We start from the raw sequence: 17,209 nt of genomic DNA on the forward strand, positions 1-17,209 counted from the left end.
TCGGGCGCCCCCTTAACGCGACGACACCAGGTGCTGGGCGTCGTGCAGCCGCCGGTAGACACCGTCCGCGTGAATCAGTTCCTGATGCGACCCCTGCTCGACGATGCCGGACTCCGAGACAACGACGATGCGGTCGGCGCCGCGGATGGTCGCCAGCCGGTGCGCGATGATCAGCGTGGTTCGGCCTTCCGCGAGTTCGGACAGTGCCCGCTGGATCTCGCGTTCGGTCTGGGTGTCGAGCGCCGATGTTGCCTCATCCAGGATGAGGATCGGCGGGTTTTTCAGGAACATGCGGGCGATCGCCAGCCTTTGCTTCTGGCCGCCCGACAGTTTGACGCCGCGTTCGCCGATGATCGTGTCGTAGCCGGCCGGCAGCCCTTCGATCATGACATCGAGTTGTGCCCGACGGGCGGCATCGGCTATGGCGGCGTCGGAGGCGCCGAGACGGCCATAGGCGATGTTCTCGCGTACCGAGCCGCCAAACAGGAACACATCCTGCTGGACAATGCCGATCTGGCCCCGCAACGAGGCCAGCGTCATGTCGCGGATGTCGATGCCATCGATGCGGATCGCGCCGGCATCAACCTCGTAAAAGCGCGGCAGCAGCGAGCAGATGGTGGTCTTGCCGGCGCCGGACGGACCGACAAAGGCAATCGTCTCACCGGCACGAATGGTCAGGTTGACACCGCTGAGCACCGGCTTGCCGTCGCCGTAGCCGAAACTGACGTCGCGATATTCTATCTCGCCCTTGAGGTCGCTGACGGTTTTGGCACCCGGGCGGTCGGCGATATCGGGTTCGGTGTCGAGAAGCTCGGTATAACGCCTGAAGCCGGCGATGCCCTTGGGATAGGTCTCGATCACCGAATTGATCTTTTCGATCGGCCGCACGAAGACGCCAACCAGCAGCAGGAAGCCGACAAAGCCGCCATTGCTCAGGCCGCCCGTGATGACGAGATAGCTGCCGGCGATCATGACCACCAGCTGGATCAGCCGGATGCCCATGTAGCTCAGTGAATTCGAAGCCGCCATGATACGGTAGGCGTCGAGCTTGGTCTGGCGGTAGCGCTGGTTGTCATGCGCGAACAACGCCCGCTCATGATCCTCGTTGGCGAAAGCCTGGACGACGCGCATGCCGCCGACATTCTCCTCGATGCGCACGTTGAAGTCGCCGACGCGGCCGTAGAGCGCTTGCCAGGTGCGCTCCATCCGGTCGCCGTAGCGGATGGTCACCCAGGCGACGACAGGCACGATCACCGCCGTGATCAGCGCCAGATGGGCATTGACCACGAACATCAGCGCGAAGGCGCCAAGGAAAGTCATGACGGCGATGAACAGGTCCTCGGGGCCGTGATGAGCGATCTCGCCGATCTCCTCGAGGTCCTTGGTGACGCGGCCGACGAGATGCCCGGTCTTGTGATTGTCGTAGAAGCGGAACGACAGTTTCTGCAGATGGTCAAAGCTCTTGCGCCGCATCTCGGTCTCGATGTTGATGCCGAGCATGTGGCCCCAATAGGTCACGACCGCCATCAGCACCGTGTTGAGCAGGTAGATGACAAGCAGGCCGATGGCGGCGGCGATGATCAGCGTCCAGTCCTGCTCTGGCAGAAGCCTGTCGACGAAGGAACGCACCGCCATCGGAAAGCCAAGCTCGAGCAGGCCGGCAATCACCGCGCATGAGAAATCAAGCGCGAACAGCCCCTTCCAGGGCGCATAGTAGGCAAGGAAACGTTTGATCATCCGGGCGAACCGCAATCTGTCTTGGTTTTCGGGCGAGGAATGCGAGCGCTGCCCGCCATCGGTGTCGTTCCCTACAAGCGCTGATGGCCAGGCAGCAATATGCCAGCGCGGGCCTCATTGCCTGCCTCCCTGTGTCAGCATGATGAAACCTGCCACTGACGAAGGCGGCGCGCGGGCTGGCGCGTGTCATTTTTGTCTGGAGTTTCGGCGCGAAAATCCGCCTTTGCCACTTGGTGACTCAAAATATCATCTTTAATCTTGACTATCAAATTCATGTTTCATAGTCAACCGGCAGCGGCTGCGTGAAACCGGATTTTGAGAAACACGCGCCGATGTGGAGAGGCCAAGACCGTGGCTGGAGTTCAGACCGCTTTCCATATCGATATGGTGCGCTTCGCTGCCGGCGAGCGCACATTGCTCGGTCCGGTCTCGCTCGAGCTGAAGCGCTCGCGGGTCCTGGCGGCCGACGAAATCACATGGGCGATGCGCTCAAGGCATTTTGGCGTGGAGATAGCTGTGTTCGCACACCCCATCACTGGCCCATCAGCCATGTCCAGTGACGAGATCTGCATATCGTCATTGGCAATAGGAAGCGGCTGGCCGCTGCGAGAATAAGGAAGAAACCCTTTGTCTGGAAATAACCTATCGAGAAATGGTCTGTTCGCGGCGCTGGTCTTATCTGTCATGCTGTCGGCCGGCAGTGCGCCGGCTCAGGAGCAATCAGGCGGCAGTGCTCCCACGATCGAAGCTCCGGCGCCTGCGCCTGCCCCTGCCCCTGCTGCACCGGTGCCTGTGACAGGGGCTTCACCGGTTTCGCCCGAGCCGCAGGCTGGCACCCAGCCGAATACCAGCATGCCAGTTGAAGCCCGGCCTTCCACGACATCGCTGACGCTGCCGCATGATCTCTCGCCATGGGGCATGTTCATGGCGGCCGACATTATCGTCAAGGCGGTGATGGTCGGCCTGGCCTTCGCCTCCCTCGTCACCTGGACAATCTGGCTGGCGAAATCCCTGGAGATCATGGGCGGCAAGCTGCGTGCCCGCCGCGCCGCGCGCGCAATCGGCGAGGCCGCGACTTTGAGGCAGGCAAGCCGCGCGCTCGACCGCAGCGGCGGCCCCGGCGCCCTTCTGGTGCGGGCGGCCGAGGAAGAGACCGCGCTTTCGGCGCGGGCGCTCGACTATGTCTCTGGCGACGGACTGAAGGAGCGGGTGGCTTCGCGGCTGTCGCGCATCGAGGCGGCAGCGTCGCGGCGCATGTCGCGCGGCACCGGCCTGCTGGCGACGATCGGCTCGACAGCGCCCTTCGTTGGCCTGTTCGGTACAGTCTGGGGCATCATGAACGCCTTCATCGGCATCTCGCAGGCGCAGACCACCAATCTCGCGGTGGTCGCCCCAGGCATCGCTGAAGCCTTGCTGGCCACGGCAATGGGCCTCGTTGCGGCAATCCCGGCGGTGGTCATCTACAACGTCTTCGCGCGTTCGATAGCCGGCTACCGGCAGATCCTCGCCGATGCTTCGGCCGGCGTCGAACGGCTGGTCAGCCGCGATCTCGATTTCCGCACCGTCGCACCGGCAACGGCCCTGGCGGCGGAATAGCGAGGCAAGATCATGGGAAGCAGAATCCGACAGACCATGGACGACGATCTCGAGGAGAGCCACGAGATCAACGTCACCCCCTTCATCGACGTGATCCTGGTGCTGCTGATCATCTTCATGGTCGCGGCTCCGCTGGCGACGGTGGACGTCAATGTCGATCTTCCGGGCTCGACCGCGACGCCAGCGCCAAGGCCTGAAACACCGCTGTTCCTGACGGTGAAGGAAGACCTCACCCTGGCGATCGGCAACGACACCGTGCCCCGGCCGGCTTTTGCCGCCACGCTCGACGGCAAGACGAAGGGCGACAAGCAGACGCGCATCTTCCTGCGCGCCGACAAGGCTGTCGGCTATGGCGACCTGATGGAGGTGATGAACCTGCTGCGCGGCGCCGGCTACCTGAAGATCGCGCTGGTTGGCCTCGAGACCTTGCCGGCCGCTGATGCCTCGGCTCGGCCCGCGGCAGGCGTTCTGGCGCCGACGGCAAACGGAGTGGCCGTGCCATGACGCAGCCGGCCGCCACCATGCCCACGATAGGCCTGTCGCGCTTTGGCCTGCGCGATCTCGGTCTGTGGGCGGGAGCGGCGACACTGGTTCTTATGGCGCATGGCGCGATTGCCTACGGCGTGCAGAGTTGGAGCCCCGCCGATACGCTGGACGGCGGGCCGCCGCCGGCTCTGATGATCGAAATGGCACCGATGGTGGTGACTCCTGCCATCGAGGAGCAGGCCGCCATGCTGGAGGCGGCAGTTCCCGATCAGACCGAGCCTGTGCAGGAAGCCGAGAAGGCCGCTGAAGCCGAGCCGACGACGGAGCCTGAAAAACCGGTCGAGCAGGCGGAAACGGCTCCTCCTGACGAGACCGAACCGACCCAGCCGGCGGTGGCGCAACAAGCCGACCAACAGCCGCTCGATGAGGTGGTGCCTGACGTCGTCGAGGCCATCGCGCCGGATGTGGTCATTCCGTTGCCGCAGCCGAAACCGGTCGATGTGGCGAAGGAAAAGAAGTCGGTCGAGGTCAAGGTGAAAAAGCCGGTCGAAAAACCAAAGCCGCGCCCGAAAAAGGAAAAGGCAGTGACGCCAAAGACAGTGACCGTGGCCAGCGCCGACGCAAAGGCGGCGGCCAAGACGGCTGCGCCGAAAGCCTCTGAAGCATCCGCGCGCTCCGGTGTCAGCCCCGCCAACTGGAAATCCCAGTTGCGCTCATGGATCAACCGGCACACCCGCTACCCCTCCGCCGCGAGATCCCGGCGCGCCGAAGGCAATGTGAATGTCACGTTCCGGGTCGATGCATCGGGCAAGGTATCGTCCGCGCGCATCAGCAGTTCCTCCGGCGATGCGGACCTCGATCGCGCCGCACTCGCTGTCCTGCAGGGCGCCACGGTGCCGAAACCTCCCCCGGAGATCGCGGGCACCTCCGTCGGCGCGCCCTTCGTCTTCAACCTGCGCAATTAGGTGACGCCGGAGGGCATGGCCTAGTGCGGATTCATGGACTGAAGGGTGACGGCAATCGAATCGTCAGCTAGCCGCAGGCGCACAGGGCTTCGACTTGCTCCAGGTAGAAGCGGCACTTCGTGCGAAGCGTCCAGAGGTTCGGGTCGTCGGCGCCGTTGATCTCGATGGTCTGCATCATGAATTCGAAATGGGCGTGAAAAGCGTCCATGGCACCCCAAAGATTGTCGGTGTGGCAAACGTCGGCAATGGCGCCCGCGACCAATTGACGGGCCTCGGTGCTGGCGGCGCCCGGGGATACCGGGCGCATGGCAATCAATGCCTCGAGCCGGCTGAAGACGTCGCTGTCGGTTTCGGCAATCCGGATGTGAGCAATCATGTTCATTTTGCGAAATCCCCCAATGTCGTCGCGTGCGGATGCCGGCCAATCGGGCAGGATGCGATCAGAGAGGGGATTGCGGCCGCGTCGGTCGGCCGACCCCTGATGATGTTGGCGACTTCAGCGTCGGCCCGCTCGAACCAGTAGACCATGTCGGCGCAGTCGAGATCGGCTGCCGCCTTCTTCAGCAACGGCAGCAGTACTTGCAACGCGCACAGCGTGTCCCAGCGGTTCGGGCCGGATGCGGTATCCGCCCTTGAGCAGATGGTTGCCGGTTGCATCGGCCTAGGCTCGCCTTGGCTGGGCGCGGCTTTCCTTTGCCAGGACCTTCGCATGCATCGGGTTGCCGCTCAGTTGCGCGTGCCTCACGGGCCGCGCGCCGCGAAGAACGTCGAAGGCCTCCGCATAAGCCATGCCGAGGAGATAGGAGATCATGGGAAAGCGGCTCGCCTCGGCCATCTGCACGAGTTCATTGGTCATGGAGGAAATATATTGAAGACTGTCGATTTCCGACTGGCGTAGGTTCTGGTTTGCCACGTTCTGCTCCTGTTATCTGGTTTTTTAAATTGAAGGAACGCTTACTCGCACACTGGTTTTACTTGGGATGCTTCAGTTGAGAGGCTGATTTTCAGGCTTCGCATTTATTTCCGGGGTCGAAATAGTCAGCGCATAGATCGGTGCGTCGGTGAGGCGTTCCAGGCCAAGTAGTCGCTTGATCGAGGAATGACACAGCGCCGCGGTAGGACATGCCGACAAGCCGTGCCCGGTCGCTGCCAGCATGATGTTCTGGCCGATATGGCCCGCCTCGATGAGCACAACCCGGTAGGCGTTGGCGTCCTCGTATTTCCACATCGTGCGATCGAGCTTTGCGCACAGCAGGATCAGGCAAGGCATTGCATCGCCCCACTCCTGGCCCCCGATCAGCTCCGAAATCCTTGGCAGGTGATTTGCCGGAATTCTGCCTAGATCATGATCGGCGGCTGAATAGTGATAGACCCCAGGCTCCAGGCCTTCGACCGCCAGCGCCACGACATAGGCCTCGTAGGGGTTTCTAGCGCCACCGGAGGGGGTCATGCCGAGCGGCAACGCGCCGACACAGTTGCTGGTTTCACCGGTGATCCCAAGGCCCGCGAACAGGCAGTCGGAAAGCTGTTTGGCGGTGATGGTCGGCGCGCCCGCTGTGCGGTTGGTGCGGCGCTGCGCCATCAAGGCGAGCAATTCATTGTCGTCCAATGCGTTCGGCAGCTGAATGGCGCCTGCTGAATTCTTCAGAAGAAGGTCCGGTTGCGGGGTGTGGCCGGCACGTTCGAGCTGCCGCTCCTCCGATTGCTCGATGGTGATGAACTCGGCATCCTGGACACAGAAATGCATCAAGGCGGTGGGAATGCCCCAGTTCCATTGCCCGGAGAATTGCGCTTCCTGTTCGGCGAGTTGCGACCCGGCCGGCACCAGGGCTGAGAATTCAAGCAGTTGAGGCACGACAGCCCGCAACTCGGAGCGCGACCAGCCATGGGCGCGGGCGATATCGGCGGTGGATGCCCAATTGTCCCACGACGCGAGCAGGCCGACCACTTCGGAACTGCACTCAAACACGCTCCTGGTCAGAAAATTGCAGGCCGTGACCTTCTGCGGTCCGGGATAGAAAACCAGTGTTTTTGATGAGCGCATTTTCATGGTGACGGATGCCATTGCGAAGGCGAGATGCCGACGGGAAATCCCCCGTCGACATCTCGGGATCTCAGCGCTTGTTGTAATGCATGCCCTGGGAGAAGAAGACGGTCTGTGTGCCGGCGGCAATCGTCAGCTTCGGAGCGGTGGTTACTTTCTTCGCCATTTTCATTCCTTTCCTGATCCCATGGTGGGATCTGTCGAAAGAACCCCCCAAATGGGATCCACAAGAAGAAAGGTAAGGTCGGAAGAGTTAATGATTTGTTAAAATTGTAGTAACGGCGCCAGTCGAGTGGGCAACAGCGCATTTATAGTTTTCGGGGATAAGTGTAAAAATATCGATTTTACTCAAATACCGAGTAGGCTGACCGTGATTGTACGCTTTTTCAGTGTAGGTTTATTCTTATTTCGCGTCAGGTTTGAGCCGATTGACGCTAATAAAGCCCATCCCGTGTCAGGCTGACCACCAGTTGATCGACGCTCGGATCATCGAGCCTGATAACGTGCGCCATGCGGATCGCATGCCTTGGGCTGATGTTGGCAACGTCCTGGCGCATGATGACCGAAACGAATGCCGGACCGGATTCCGTCAGCAGCATCGCCTTGCCCATCAGGACCGGCTCCGAGATGGGCGCCCATTGAACGGAGATCAGTGACGGTTCTCCGGTTTGCCGCCGGTTGATGCCGCTAAAATAGATCCAGTTCAGGCGCGAGATCGCCACCCCATAGTGGTTGCCGCGCGCCCGCGCCCATGTCGAGCCCCGGCGTTCCGACCATCCCGTCACACGTCTGAAGGTGACAAGCTCGGCTTCGCGCCGAACAAAGGTTACCGCGCGCATCAAAAGGTCGGCGCGGTTTGGGATCGAAAAATAAGTGAAGTAGGTTCCTCCGGCGATCGATGGGCTCGGGGGCCGGATCATCTGATTGAACAGGCTTTCGGAGATCGGCGGCAGCCCTGGGATCGTGGGCTCTTGCGCGCCATGGTCCTGATACAGTTCGGCTTCGTCGATCCGGAAGTAGTCGCAAATCAGCTTGGCGGTGGCCTTGTTGGGAACGGCCTGCCCTTGGAGATAACGCTCGAACTGGGTGCGATTGATGTGAAGTTCACGGCATACCGCGCTTACGGAAGCGTGGTCCTTGCAGAGCCGTCTAAGATTTGCAGCGAGATTCTCGCGAATGGACACGTCATTGCTTTCGCAGGCGAAATCATGATGGATTTGCAATCCACCAAGGCATCTTCGGCCGCCCCTACCGAATGCCCTGGCACAAAGCGCAGAAAAACAGGTTTTGACGAAGCCAATGTAATGGGGCGGCTACCAAAAAAAATAGCGCGAATCCCGTAACAGCCATCTCCCTAAGTTCTATTGACAACCGATTCTCTTGTCAGTTCACGAATGTGTGGAACGGTAAGGCAAAACTTACAAGAGCCTAATGGCGTGATCCTACCGAGACAGCCGGGCTGGCCTCATTCCATGCTGGATCGGCGGGCGGTCGCGCCGCGCAATCTGGTCGACAGGAAATTTCCGTCGGAGCACGATCGCCTTCGCCTCGTGGCGAGCCGAGCCGTGCTGATCAGTCCGGTCTCGCCACCGCGTTGCGGCCCGCGCCATGCACTTTCAGTGCCCTCCGTCCGCCATGGTCGCGCACGCAGCGACATTTCAGTCGCCGCATATGCTTGGTGAAGCTTTGCCGCCATCGGTGAAGGAAAATCACGGGCAAGACCGCGTCCTTGAATCCTCGGTGCGCTGCGGGTTCGGCACCGCTTCCAACGGTTACGACATTCGCGCTCTCATGCTGGCGATAAGTATCTTTGCCAGCGCGGGATAGTCCCCGTCGAAGTGATGCCCGCCCTTGGTCTTAAGTGTATCAATCCCAGTGAGCAGCGGATCGGTGCACGCCGTGTCTTCCTCGTCCTCGCCGTAGACGCACAGCACGCGCCCGCGCGGAATGGTGGCCACCGCCGGCGCCACGGCATGGTCGCCTCCGGCACCCAGCCAGGTGCCGACTGTCACCTGGAAGGTGATCGTATGCTGGGTGGCAAGAAGTCCGACGAACCGGATGCGGTCCTTGATCCGGTCTGGCAGATGCGCCCAGGCGAACGGGAAGGTGTCGGCGCCAAACGAATAGCCGTAGATCGCGATCGGCAATTTGCCGGTCGGGTCAGCGCGGTCGATCATCGAGACGGTATCGTTGGCGATTTCCCCAGGCGTGCGTTTCGTCCAAAAGTAGCGCAGGGAATCGACGCCGATAACATGAACGCCCTGCCTGCCCATTTCGTCGCCGACGGCCTTGTCGAGGTCGCGCCAGCCGCCATCGCCTGAAAAAAACAGGGCAAGTGCGTATGGCTTGGAACTGGCGGGAATATCGACCGTTGGCAGGTCATTTGACGATGCATCGCTTGCGGCGATAGCCAGCACGGCATCAACGGCTGCGTCGAATCGGCCTGACGCACTGTCGGCGACGATCGCCTTTGCCCGCGCCACATTGTCCGATGGCCGATCGGACATTCCCGTGAGCGGGATGGCCGAGACCAGTGTGACCGGCGACGGCAATTCCGCGTCGAGCGCATAGGTGAAGCCGCCTGCGGGGCTCCTTGTCGCCGCCGCGCCCGGGCATGTCGGCAGGGAGGTAACCAGTGCGTTGGCCGGATCAAGGGCAACCGCGCCCGCCAAGGTCGTTACGGGGGCATCGGCAACCGCGGCGTAGGCAAGCGTGCCGCCTTCGCCGATGCCGGCTACCACCGGGTGTAGATAGCTGCCGCCGCCAATCGCGCGAATGGCCTCCTTCGACAGGTTCTCCAGATCGGAGCCGAGATACATGCATTCGCCGCCGGCCAGATCGAGTTTCTGGCGATATTTTTCGAGATCGACCGGCAGCACGATCAGGCCCTTGTCGACCAGCGCATTCGCCAGATCTCGGTCGCGTTGGCCAATGCCGCCCTTTTGCGAAAACAGTATGACCAGTCCAACCGGGTCTTGCCGCGGCTCCATGACCGCGATGTCGACCAACCGCTCGGCGGATACGCGGATCGAGCGCGGCACGGCCCGCGCCAGGTTGAAATGCACAAGGCCAAATCCGGCGGCGGCCACGAGGGCCGCCACAAGCGCCCTCACGAGGTTCTTCGTCATTTGCGGATAAGTTCCAACGGCTTGCCGCTGATCAGGGCAGTCACATCAAAAAGAGAACGTACGGTGTCCAGGCCGGGCGGGCAGATGAAATAGTGCGGGGTCCAGACCGGGTCGAACTTGTCCTTGAAGGCCTTCAGCCCATCGAAGCGATAGAGGTTCTGGCCACGCCGGTAGAGAAAGGATCCGAACCGGTTCCAGCGGGAGGCGAGCCGATTGGCGGACAGGCCGGACAGGGGGGCCGCGCCAAGATTGAACCAGCGATAGCCCTGCGCCTTGCCGTGGAGCAGCAGCCTGGTCAGAAGCGCGTCCATGACGATCTTTGGCGCATCCGGCGCATGGCGCATCAAATCGACGGTCAATTCGCTCTTGTCGGCACTGCCCCATAAATTGGCGAAGGCTATGATGCGGCCCTGCTGGCGGATGACAGCCATGTCGAATTTGCTGAGATAGTCATTCTCGAAGTAGCCCAGCGAAAAGCCTTTCTCGCTGCCGGCTTTCATATCCAGCCACGCGTCCGACACTTGCCGCAGATCGGCAAGCAGCGGTGCGACCTGGTTGGCCTTGATGACCTCGAAGATCAGGCCATCCTTCTCGGCACGGCGATCGGCGTAGCGGAGCGGCTGGCGGCGTGGGCCGTCGAGGGTGAACCCCATCAGGTCGACGCGCGCGATCTCGCCAAGCTTCAGCGCGACAAGGCCCATGTCGAGATACATTGGCAGCTGCCCCGGTTGCACGCCATAGAAGGCGGTACGGACCGCGGAGCGGTCGGCAAGATCGTGAAAGGCCCAGGCAAGATCGGTGTCGCCTTCTATTGGCCCTATAGGTCCGCCGAGCGCGATAAAGCTGCCTCCCGAGCGTGCATACATGATGAAGCCACGATCGTCCGGGGACATCAGGAACTGCTTATCGCCGAGCATCGCCAAGGCCGCATAGGTCACATTCGAGGAAGCGACGATGGCGCTGACGGCTGGAGGGATTTCCACACGTTGCTTGCGGTCGATGGCGTTCCGATTGACGGCCGTGTGAAGTGCCGCCGCTGCCGTCGCGATCAGGATCACGATGCTGGCGCGCAGGAAGCGCGGCGCATCGCCGTCGATGGCGAATTGCCAGAACAACTGGTTGGAATAGTCGACGTCGCGATAGCTGAAAAAGCCAAGCCAGATCGATATTGCGACGATGCTGACAACACTGGCGAGCCAGCCCCATGACAAGGGTCCGGCACCCTCGATCGGACGACGGTAGAAAGTGGCGCGAAAGGCGATGAGGATTGCCGACAAGCCCAGGAGCACAATCGCATCCTCCCAGTCGAGGCCCTTGCCGATCGAGAATACGGCCCCCAGGATGAAGAGGATGAGCGAGGCCGCCCAGGCCTGCTGGAGCCGGCGTGCGAGGCCACGTGCAAGGATCAGCATGGCGATGCCGACGAAGCTCGCGGCGAGGTGCGAGACCTCGATGAACGGAAGCGGCAGGAGGTCGGACAGAAGGTCAAGGCGTTCGGCCGCACGTGGAATGGAGCCCGAGAGCAACAGCATGATGCCGCCGAGAAAGGTCGCACCCGCGGCAAGCGGGGGAATCAACGGCTCGAGGATGCGTCCCGCGGACAACACACGCTGCGACACATGGGCGTGTCTGACGTAAATCTCGAATGCCACGATACCGATGATCGCGATCAGGAAAGGCAGAAGCGTATAGATGACGCGGAAAGCAAGCAGCGCGGCGATGGCGTCCGGGTTGGTGCCGAGCCCAAGGCCGGCGATCATCGAAGCTTCGAAGGCGCCAAGCCCGCCTGGAGCGTGGCTGGCTATGCCGATGATGGTCGCCACGACGAAAACCAGAGCGAAGACCGCCGGGCTGGTGGTGACCGTATCGGGCATCAGCACGTAGAGCGTTCCCGCCGCGGCGCAGACGTCGACCATGCCGGCCACGATCTGCGTCAATGCCCCGCGTGAATTCGGCAGCCGGATCGAAAACCTGCCGATGGTCAGTGTGCGTTCACCGCGCGACAGCCATCCAACCAGGAAACCGATCGAAAGGATCAGCACGATGCCGAGCGCCAGGCCCAGGCGAGGATCGATCTGGTCGATAAACGGTGTCCGTGCGGGATCCAGCACCAGGCCAAGCGCGATCATGACGGTGAATGCGAACCAGATCGCCAGCCATGACGTGCCGATGATTCGGCCGATGTCCGACAAGGCAATGCCTTCTCCGGCATAGATGCGATAGCGCAGCATTCCACCGGTGAGAAGCGAAAAGCCGAGCGCATTGGAGATCGCGTAACCGGCGGCGCCGACTGACGCGGACACGAACTTGGGAATGCGTCCGGGTGCTATCGTCTCCACGGCCACGACGTCGTAGAAGGCAACGGCTGCAAAACTCACGACCGTCAACGCCAGTGCGATCATGAGGTGCTTGGCAGGGATTTCCGAGGCCGACACCATCACACGATCAAAAGAAAGCTCGCTCAGGAATTGCTGCAGCACGACCACGGTGACGATCGCGATTACGACGCCGGCGGCGGGCAGGGCAAAATGCTGGTAACGGCTCCAGAAGCCAAACATCTGCCGACGCGCTTCAGGCCCGCGCAGCATATCCGCGGTCGGGCCTGGATAGCTCGAGTCGGTCAGCTCAGGCTTAAGCGTCATGGTGAACAAAAATCCCAGGTCTTGTCGAGGTTGAGGGTGCTCGCGGCGATCAATGGCCGTTTTATGGCGTCATCAGCCGATGCTAAAGTCCATGCCATGCTGGATAGCGCCGCATCTGTGTCGGCGATATGACCGCGATGCGGTTTCTCCGAAACTGGCCGGCGGACCCAGGATTGCCGTCGACCGGCCACAGCCGAAGTCGTTCATGCCAGGTACGACTTTCCGGCGTTCGCGCCCCTGGAGCGCTGCAATCGTTCGAGTGAATATGGATAAAACCAATATTCTGGGAAAATTCCGCTGGTGGAGCTGAGGAGGATCGAACTCCTGACCTCGTCATTGCGAACGACGCGCTCTCCCAGCTGAGCTACAGCCCCGTCCAGCGGATGGCGCATTTATCGGGCGTGGCGGTTTCCTGTCAAGGCGAGGTTTTGCCGAAGTGCCCGGCCGGCACCGCTGGCGGCCCGGAGTGCGGCGGATGGCGGCACTTGCCGGTTTCGCGCGCAATCGATACATGTCGCGAAATCAATGGAGCTTTGAATGAACGCGCTTATCGATACGCTGATCTACGCGCTCAGCCTTTACTGGTGGATCATCATCGCCTCGGCGATCTTCTCCTGGCTCTATGCCTTCAACGTCGTCAACTCGCGCAACCAGTTCGTCGGCAATGTCGGCAACATGCTCTATCGGCTGACCGAGCCGGTGTTCAAGCCGATCCGGCGCTTCCTGCCTGATCTTGGCGGCATCGACATCTCGCCCATCATTGTGCTGCTGATCATCTTCTTCCTGCAGCGTTTCCTCGACAGCACCGTCCGCAGCCTGTTCTACTGACGCGGTGGCCGCGGCCGAGTTTTTCAGGACACGGCCCGATGGCGCCGATCTCTTTGTCCGGCTGACGCCGAAGGCGGCTATGGACAGGCTTGAGGGGGTCGAGACATCGGCGGATGGACGGAGCCACCTCAAGGCCCGTGTCCGCGCCGTTCCTGAAAACGGCGCCGCCAACGCAGCCTTGGAAAAACTGATCGCCAAGGCGCTTGGCGTGCCGCAATCGACCGTTTCGATCGTCGCCGGCGGTACCAGCCGCCTGAAGGCGCTGCGCATCACGGGCGATCCAGCAGCGCTGGCGGGAAGCATCCAGGCGCTTGGTAGGCCTTAAGAGACGACGCGGTCTCATGCCCTTCACGCCCTCTCTGTCCTGCCGGACATCTCCCCACGTAGGGGAGATTGGCAGCTTCAGCGTCGGCCTTACCTCGATCAGACCAATCCGCGCTTGGCCATCATGGCCTCGGGCGACGGCATCTTGCCACGGAAGGCGGTGTAGAGCTCTTCGGGATCCTTCGAGCCGCCGGCGGCATAGATGTTCTTGCGCAGCCGCTCGGCCAGAACAGGGTTGAAGGGGTCACCGGTTTCCTCGAAGGCGGCGAAAGCGTCGGCATCGAGCACTTCCGACCACATGTAGGAATAGTAGCCGGCGGAATAGCCGTCGCCGGCAAAGACATGGCCGAAATGCGGGGTGCGATGGCGCATCGCGATCGTGTCCGGCATGTCGAGCTTCTCCAGCGTCTCGGCCTCGAAGCGAAGCGGCTCTTCGGGACCATTCGGCCGTGCGTGATAAGCCATGTCGACCAGTGCCGAGGCCGTGAATTCGACCGTAGCGAAGCCAGCCCCGAAAGTACGCGCGGCCAGCATCTTGTCGAGCAGTGCTTTCGGCATCGGCTTGCCGGTCTTCACATGCAGCGCGTGCTTTTCCAGCACCGCCGGCACGGTCAGCCAATGTTCGTAGAGCTGCGAGGGCAGTTCGACGAAATCACGGCTGACCGAGGTGCCAGCGACCGAAGGCCAGTTGACGTCGGTCAGCATGCCATGCAGCGCATGGCCGAATTCGTGGAACAGGGTCTTGGCTTCGTCGACCGACAGCAAGGCGGGTTCGCCCACCGGCGGCTTGGCGAAGTTCATGATGTTGTAGATCACCGGCCGCGAGCCCTGACCGAGCTTATAGCCGGATTTCAACGCGCTCATCCAGGCGCCGGAGCGCTTGGACGGTCGCGCGAAATAGTCGGCGAGAAACAGGCCGCGTTCACTGCCATCGGCATTTTTCACCACGAAGACCCGCGCGTCGGGATGCCAGGCGGCAATGCCTTTCTTCTCTTCGAAAGTGATGCCGAACAGCCTCGTTGCGACATCGAAGCAGGCGTCGATGATGCGGTCGAGCTGCAGATAGGGCTTCAGTTCCGCTTCATCGAAAGCGAATTTTTCCGCGCGCAGCTTCTCCTGGTAAAAGCGCCAGTCCCAGGCGGCGAACTTTTCGTTGCTGCCGGCTTCGGTCGCCAGCCGCTGCAACTCGACCTGGTCGGCGGCGGCCTTCTCCAGCGCCTTTTCCCACACCGGGTCAAGCAGCGCGTGCACGGCCTTCGGGGTCTTGGCCATGGTGTCGTCGAGTTTCAGCGCGGCGAAGGAGGCATAGCCGAGCAGCTTCGCTTTCTCGGCGCGCAGCTTCAGCATGTCGCGCACCACAGCCGTGTTGTCGGTGGCGCCGCCATTCTGGCCACGCATGGTGAAGGCTTTGAAAGCGATCTCGCGCAGGTCGCGGCGTTCCGAGAAGGTCGTGAACGGCTCATAGATCGAGCGCGACAACGTGATGGCGAAGCGGCCGCTCTGGCCGCGCATTTCGGCGGCTTCGGCCATCGCGCTTTTCAGGAAGTCCGGCACGCCGGCAAGATCGGCTTCATCGAGGAACAGCGCCCAGTCGCTCTCGTCGGCCAGCACGTTCTGGCCAAAACTGGTGCCGAGCGAAGACAGGTCCTCGCTGATCTTCGCCAGCCGTTTCTTGCCCTCGGCGTCGAGTTTCGCACCAGAGCGGACAAAACCCTTCCAGGTCTTTTCCAGGACGCGCAACGTCTCGGCGTCGAGCTTCAGTGTCGCGCGGCGCTGGTAGAGGTCGTCGATGCGGGCAAACAGCCGCTCGTTCATCGAGATGGCCGAGAAATGCCTGGACATTTTTGGCGAGATGTCGCGTTCCAGCGCCTGGATCGCCTCATTGGTATGAGCGCCGGCGCGGCACCAGAAGATCGACGAGACGTGGTCCAGCGCTTCGCCGCCGAGTTCGAGCGCGGCAAGCGTGTTCTCGATGGTCGGCGCCTCCTTGTTGCCGGCGATCGCCTCGATCTCCGCCTCATGGGCCTTCAACGCGGCGTCGAAGACGGGGGAGAAGTCGCCGTCACCAATGCTGGCGAAGTCGGGCAGGCCCAGTGGCCCTTGCCATGCGGCGAGTGGATGGGTCGCGAGGTCAACGGTTTTTGAGGACGGCATGGGCGGTCTTTCGCTGATGGAAGGCAAGGAGGGGCGGGCTGCTATCGATGTAGGGCGCGGTCAGCTGGCCCGCAATATGGCAATTGACCGCGACGGGCTCAGTAGCCGTCGCAGGTCTCGGCGATCGCCGCTTGCGAACTGGCGGTGATGCGGTTGTCGGTGACAGCGAATGTTTCCTGCATCAGCATGTCGTTGCTGGGGAAGTCGTAGCAGGCGATGACCGTGGTGACGCCGCCCTCCGCCTTCGAGATCCGGTGGCGGATCGCGGCGCCGGCGACGGCGCCTTGCCACTCGTCGATCGACGCAATGAATTCCTGCTTGCTCTGGACGATGCCGAGATCGTCGAGCTTGATGCGGACATCGTCGGCGAGCAGGTCGGACAGTTCGGTGCGGTCGGCGACCAGAAGCGCCGAGTACCAGCGGTTGATGATCGCGCCATCATCAGCGCGTGCGGAGAGCGCCGACAGCGCCAGTGCCGTCACGGCAAAAAGGATCGGCCGGCTCGCCAGGCGCGCCGTTCCGCTCATCCGATGTTTGGCCGCTCGAAGTCGCCGGTTTCCTTGTTCATCACCCAGAGTTCGCCGGTCGAAATGTCAAACCAGGCGCCGTGCAGCGACAGCCGCCCCTTGCCCTCGAGGATCGAGACGCAAGGAAAGGTGCGGAGATTGGCGATGGAATAGCGGATCGAGATGCGTTCCAGCGCGGTCTGACGCTCCGTCGCGGTCATGAACGTGCTGGAAGACACGGTTTCGGCCGCCGGCGCGATCAGGCTCATCCATTTGCCGATGAAGTCGCCGGGCGACAGCGGGGCGGCGGCGGGGTCGAGTGCGGCACGAATGCCGCCGCAGCGGCCATGGCCCATGACGACGATGTTCTTGACCTTGAGGCTCTGCACGGCGAATTCGAGGGCGGCGGAAGTCGAGTGGAACTCACCATCAGGCGCATAGGGCGGCACGAGATTGCCGACATTGCGCAGCACGAAAAGTTCGCCGGGCCCGGCGTCGAAGATCGCCTCGGGCGCCGAGCGTGAATCACAACAGGCGACAATCATCGTTTCCGGCGCCTGGCCTTCGCGGGCGAGGTCGCGGTAGCGCCCGCTCTCGGAGAGATAGCGGCCATTCATGAAATTGCGATAGCCGGCGAGGAGGTGTTCCGGGAGATGGGGCATGGGTGGCGTCTGGAGCCTTTCCGGGTTGGCGTCGGCAGCTCTAACATCTGCGTACGCATTTCGGGCCGATGCGATGTGGTCGAGAAAGCCTCTAACGGCAAAAGCCTGCCGCGAGCAATGCCGAATTGCGAATGGCT

Annotated in this window: 17 protein-coding genes and 1 tRNA gene; 5 read left to right on the forward strand and 13 right to left on the reverse strand. The window is 62.0% G+C overall.

The window, feature by feature from the left end; all coding sequences use genetic code 11:
* Positions 1 to 12: 12 nt before the first annotated feature.
* Positions 13 to 1,737, reverse strand: coding sequence for an ABC transporter ATP-binding protein (locus GA829_RS06175; protein ID WP_195177663.1), 1,725 nt, complete (start codon positions 1,735 to 1,737; stop codon positions 13 to 15).
* A 362-nt stretch (positions 1,738 to 2,099) separates the two neighbouring features.
* Positions 2,100 to 2,423 (reverse strand): hypothetical protein, encoded by a 324-nt coding sequence (locus GA829_RS06180; RefSeq protein ID WP_195179909.1) that lies wholly within the window; start codon positions 2,421 to 2,423, stop codon positions 2,100 to 2,102.
* Between GA829_RS06180 and exbB the strand changes: the two genes are divergently transcribed.
* Genes exbB through GA829_RS06195 form a run of 3 tightly spaced genes read left to right on the forward strand, consistent with a single transcriptional unit; the run spans position 2,422 to position 4,784 of the window.
* Positions 2,422 to 3,333 carry a tonB-system energizer ExbB gene (exbB, locus tag GA829_RS06185; RefSeq protein ID WP_195179540.1) on the forward strand — a complete coding sequence of 304 codons (912 nt, stop codon included), beginning with the start codon at positions 2,422 to 2,424 and terminating at the stop codon, positions 3,331 to 3,333. The genes GA829_RS06180 and exbB overlap by 2 nt on opposite strands.
* Positions 3,334 to 3,345: 12 nt before the next feature.
* The gene (gene exbD / locus GA829_RS06190) at positions 3,346 to 3,837 is read left to right on the forward strand and encodes a TonB system transport protein ExbD (RefSeq protein WP_195177664.1); all 492 of its coding nucleotides are present in this window, start codon (positions 3,346 to 3,348) and stop codon (positions 3,835 to 3,837) included.
* Positions 3,834 to 4,784 carry an energy transducer TonB family protein gene (locus tag GA829_RS06195; RefSeq protein ID WP_195177665.1) on the forward strand — a complete coding sequence of 317 codons (951 nt, stop codon included), beginning with the start codon at positions 3,834 to 3,836 and terminating at the stop codon, positions 4,782 to 4,784. The genes exbD and GA829_RS06195 overlap by 4 nt, the downstream gene beginning before the upstream one ends.
* 67 nt (positions 4,785 to 4,851) lie before the next feature.
* On the opposite strand, the gene GA829_RS06200 is transcribed toward GA829_RS06195, so the two are convergent.
* The 8 genes from GA829_RS06200 to GA829_RS06235 all read right to left on the reverse strand — a co-directional run bounded on the left by GA829_RS06200 (position 4,852) and on the right by GA829_RS06235 (position 12,972).
* Positions 4,852 to 5,166, reverse strand: coding sequence for a hypothetical protein (locus GA829_RS06200; protein WP_195177666.1), 315 nt, complete (start codon positions 5,164 to 5,166; stop codon positions 4,852 to 4,854).
* Positions 5,163 to 5,441: a hypothetical protein gene (locus GA829_RS06205; protein WP_195177667.1), complete on the reverse strand. Its 279-nt coding sequence runs from the start codon at positions 5,439 to 5,441 to the stop codon at positions 5,163 to 5,165. Before GA829_RS06205 ends, GA829_RS06200 begins: the two co-directional genes overlap by 4 nt.
* Positions 5,442 to 5,445: 4 nt before the next feature.
* A complete protein-coding gene (locus GA829_RS06210; RefSeq protein ID WP_195177668.1) occupies positions 5,446 to 5,697 on the reverse strand; it encodes a hypothetical protein in 252 nt (83 codons plus the stop codon).
* Positions 5,698 to 5,769: 72 nt separating this feature from the next.
* The gene (locus tag GA829_RS06215; protein WP_195177669.1) at positions 5,770 to 6,834 is read right to left on the reverse strand and encodes a SagB/ThcOx family dehydrogenase; all 1,065 of its coding nucleotides are present in this window, start codon (positions 6,832 to 6,834) and stop codon (positions 5,770 to 5,772) included.
* A 428-nt stretch (positions 6,835 to 7,262) separates the two neighbouring features.
* Complete coding sequence (locus GA829_RS06220) at positions 7,263 to 8,012, reverse strand: helix-turn-helix domain-containing protein (protein WP_195177670.1); 750 nt, start codon at positions 8,010 to 8,012, stop codon at positions 7,263 to 7,265.
* A gap of 588 nt (positions 8,013 to 8,600) precedes the next feature.
* Complete coding sequence (locus GA829_RS06225; protein WP_195177671.1) at positions 8,601 to 9,956, reverse strand: virulence factor family protein; 1,356 nt, start codon at positions 9,954 to 9,956, stop codon at positions 8,601 to 8,603.
* Positions 9,953 to 12,544: a bifunctional lysylphosphatidylglycerol flippase/synthetase MprF gene (mprF, locus tag GA829_RS06230; RefSeq protein WP_195179541.1), complete on the reverse strand. Its 2,592-nt coding sequence runs from the start codon at positions 12,542 to 12,544 to the stop codon at positions 9,953 to 9,955. Before mprF ends, GA829_RS06225 begins: the two co-directional genes overlap by 4 nt.
* Before the next feature lie 352 nt (positions 12,545 to 12,896).
* A tRNA-Ala gene (locus GA829_RS06235) sits at positions 12,897 to 12,972 on the reverse strand.
* A gap of 163 nt (positions 12,973 to 13,135) precedes the next feature.
* On the opposite strand from GA829_RS06235, the gene GA829_RS06240 reads away from it, so the two are divergent.
* Together GA829_RS06240 and GA829_RS06245 are read left to right on the forward strand one after the other, a co-directional pair.
* The gene (locus GA829_RS06240) at positions 13,136 to 13,426 is read left to right on the forward strand and encodes a YggT family protein (RefSeq protein ID WP_195177672.1); all 291 of its coding nucleotides are present in this window, start codon (positions 13,136 to 13,138) and stop codon (positions 13,424 to 13,426) included.
* A 4-nt stretch (positions 13,427 to 13,430) separates the two neighbouring features.
* The gene (locus tag GA829_RS06245) at positions 13,431 to 13,751 is read left to right on the forward strand and encodes a DUF167 family protein (protein WP_195177673.1); all 321 of its coding nucleotides are present in this window, start codon (positions 13,431 to 13,433) and stop codon (positions 13,749 to 13,751) included.
* Between the two features lie 98 nt (positions 13,752 to 13,849).
* On the opposite strand, the gene GA829_RS06250 is transcribed toward GA829_RS06245, so the two are convergent.
* The 3 genes from GA829_RS06250 to GA829_RS06260 form a co-directional block, all read right to left on the reverse strand.
* Complete coding sequence (locus tag GA829_RS06250) at positions 13,850 to 15,904, reverse strand: M3 family metallopeptidase (protein WP_195177674.1); 2,055 nt, start codon at positions 15,902 to 15,904, stop codon at positions 13,850 to 13,852.
* A 98-nt stretch (positions 15,905 to 16,002) separates the two neighbouring features.
* Positions 16,003 to 16,431: a nuclear transport factor 2 family protein gene (locus GA829_RS06255; protein WP_195177675.1), complete on the reverse strand. Its 429-nt coding sequence runs from the start codon at positions 16,429 to 16,431 to the stop codon at positions 16,003 to 16,005.
* Positions 16,428 to 17,072, reverse strand: coding sequence for a carbonic anhydrase (locus tag GA829_RS06260; RefSeq protein ID WP_195177676.1), 645 nt, complete (start codon positions 17,070 to 17,072; stop codon positions 16,428 to 16,430). The genes GA829_RS06255 and GA829_RS06260 overlap by 4 nt, the downstream gene beginning before the upstream one ends.
* Between the last annotated feature and the right edge of the window lie 137 nt (positions 17,073 to 17,209).

This window comes from Mesorhizobium sp. INR15 (assembly GCF_015500075.1).
GTDB lineage: Bacteria > Pseudomonadota > Alphaproteobacteria > Rhizobiales > Rhizobiaceae > Mesorhizobium.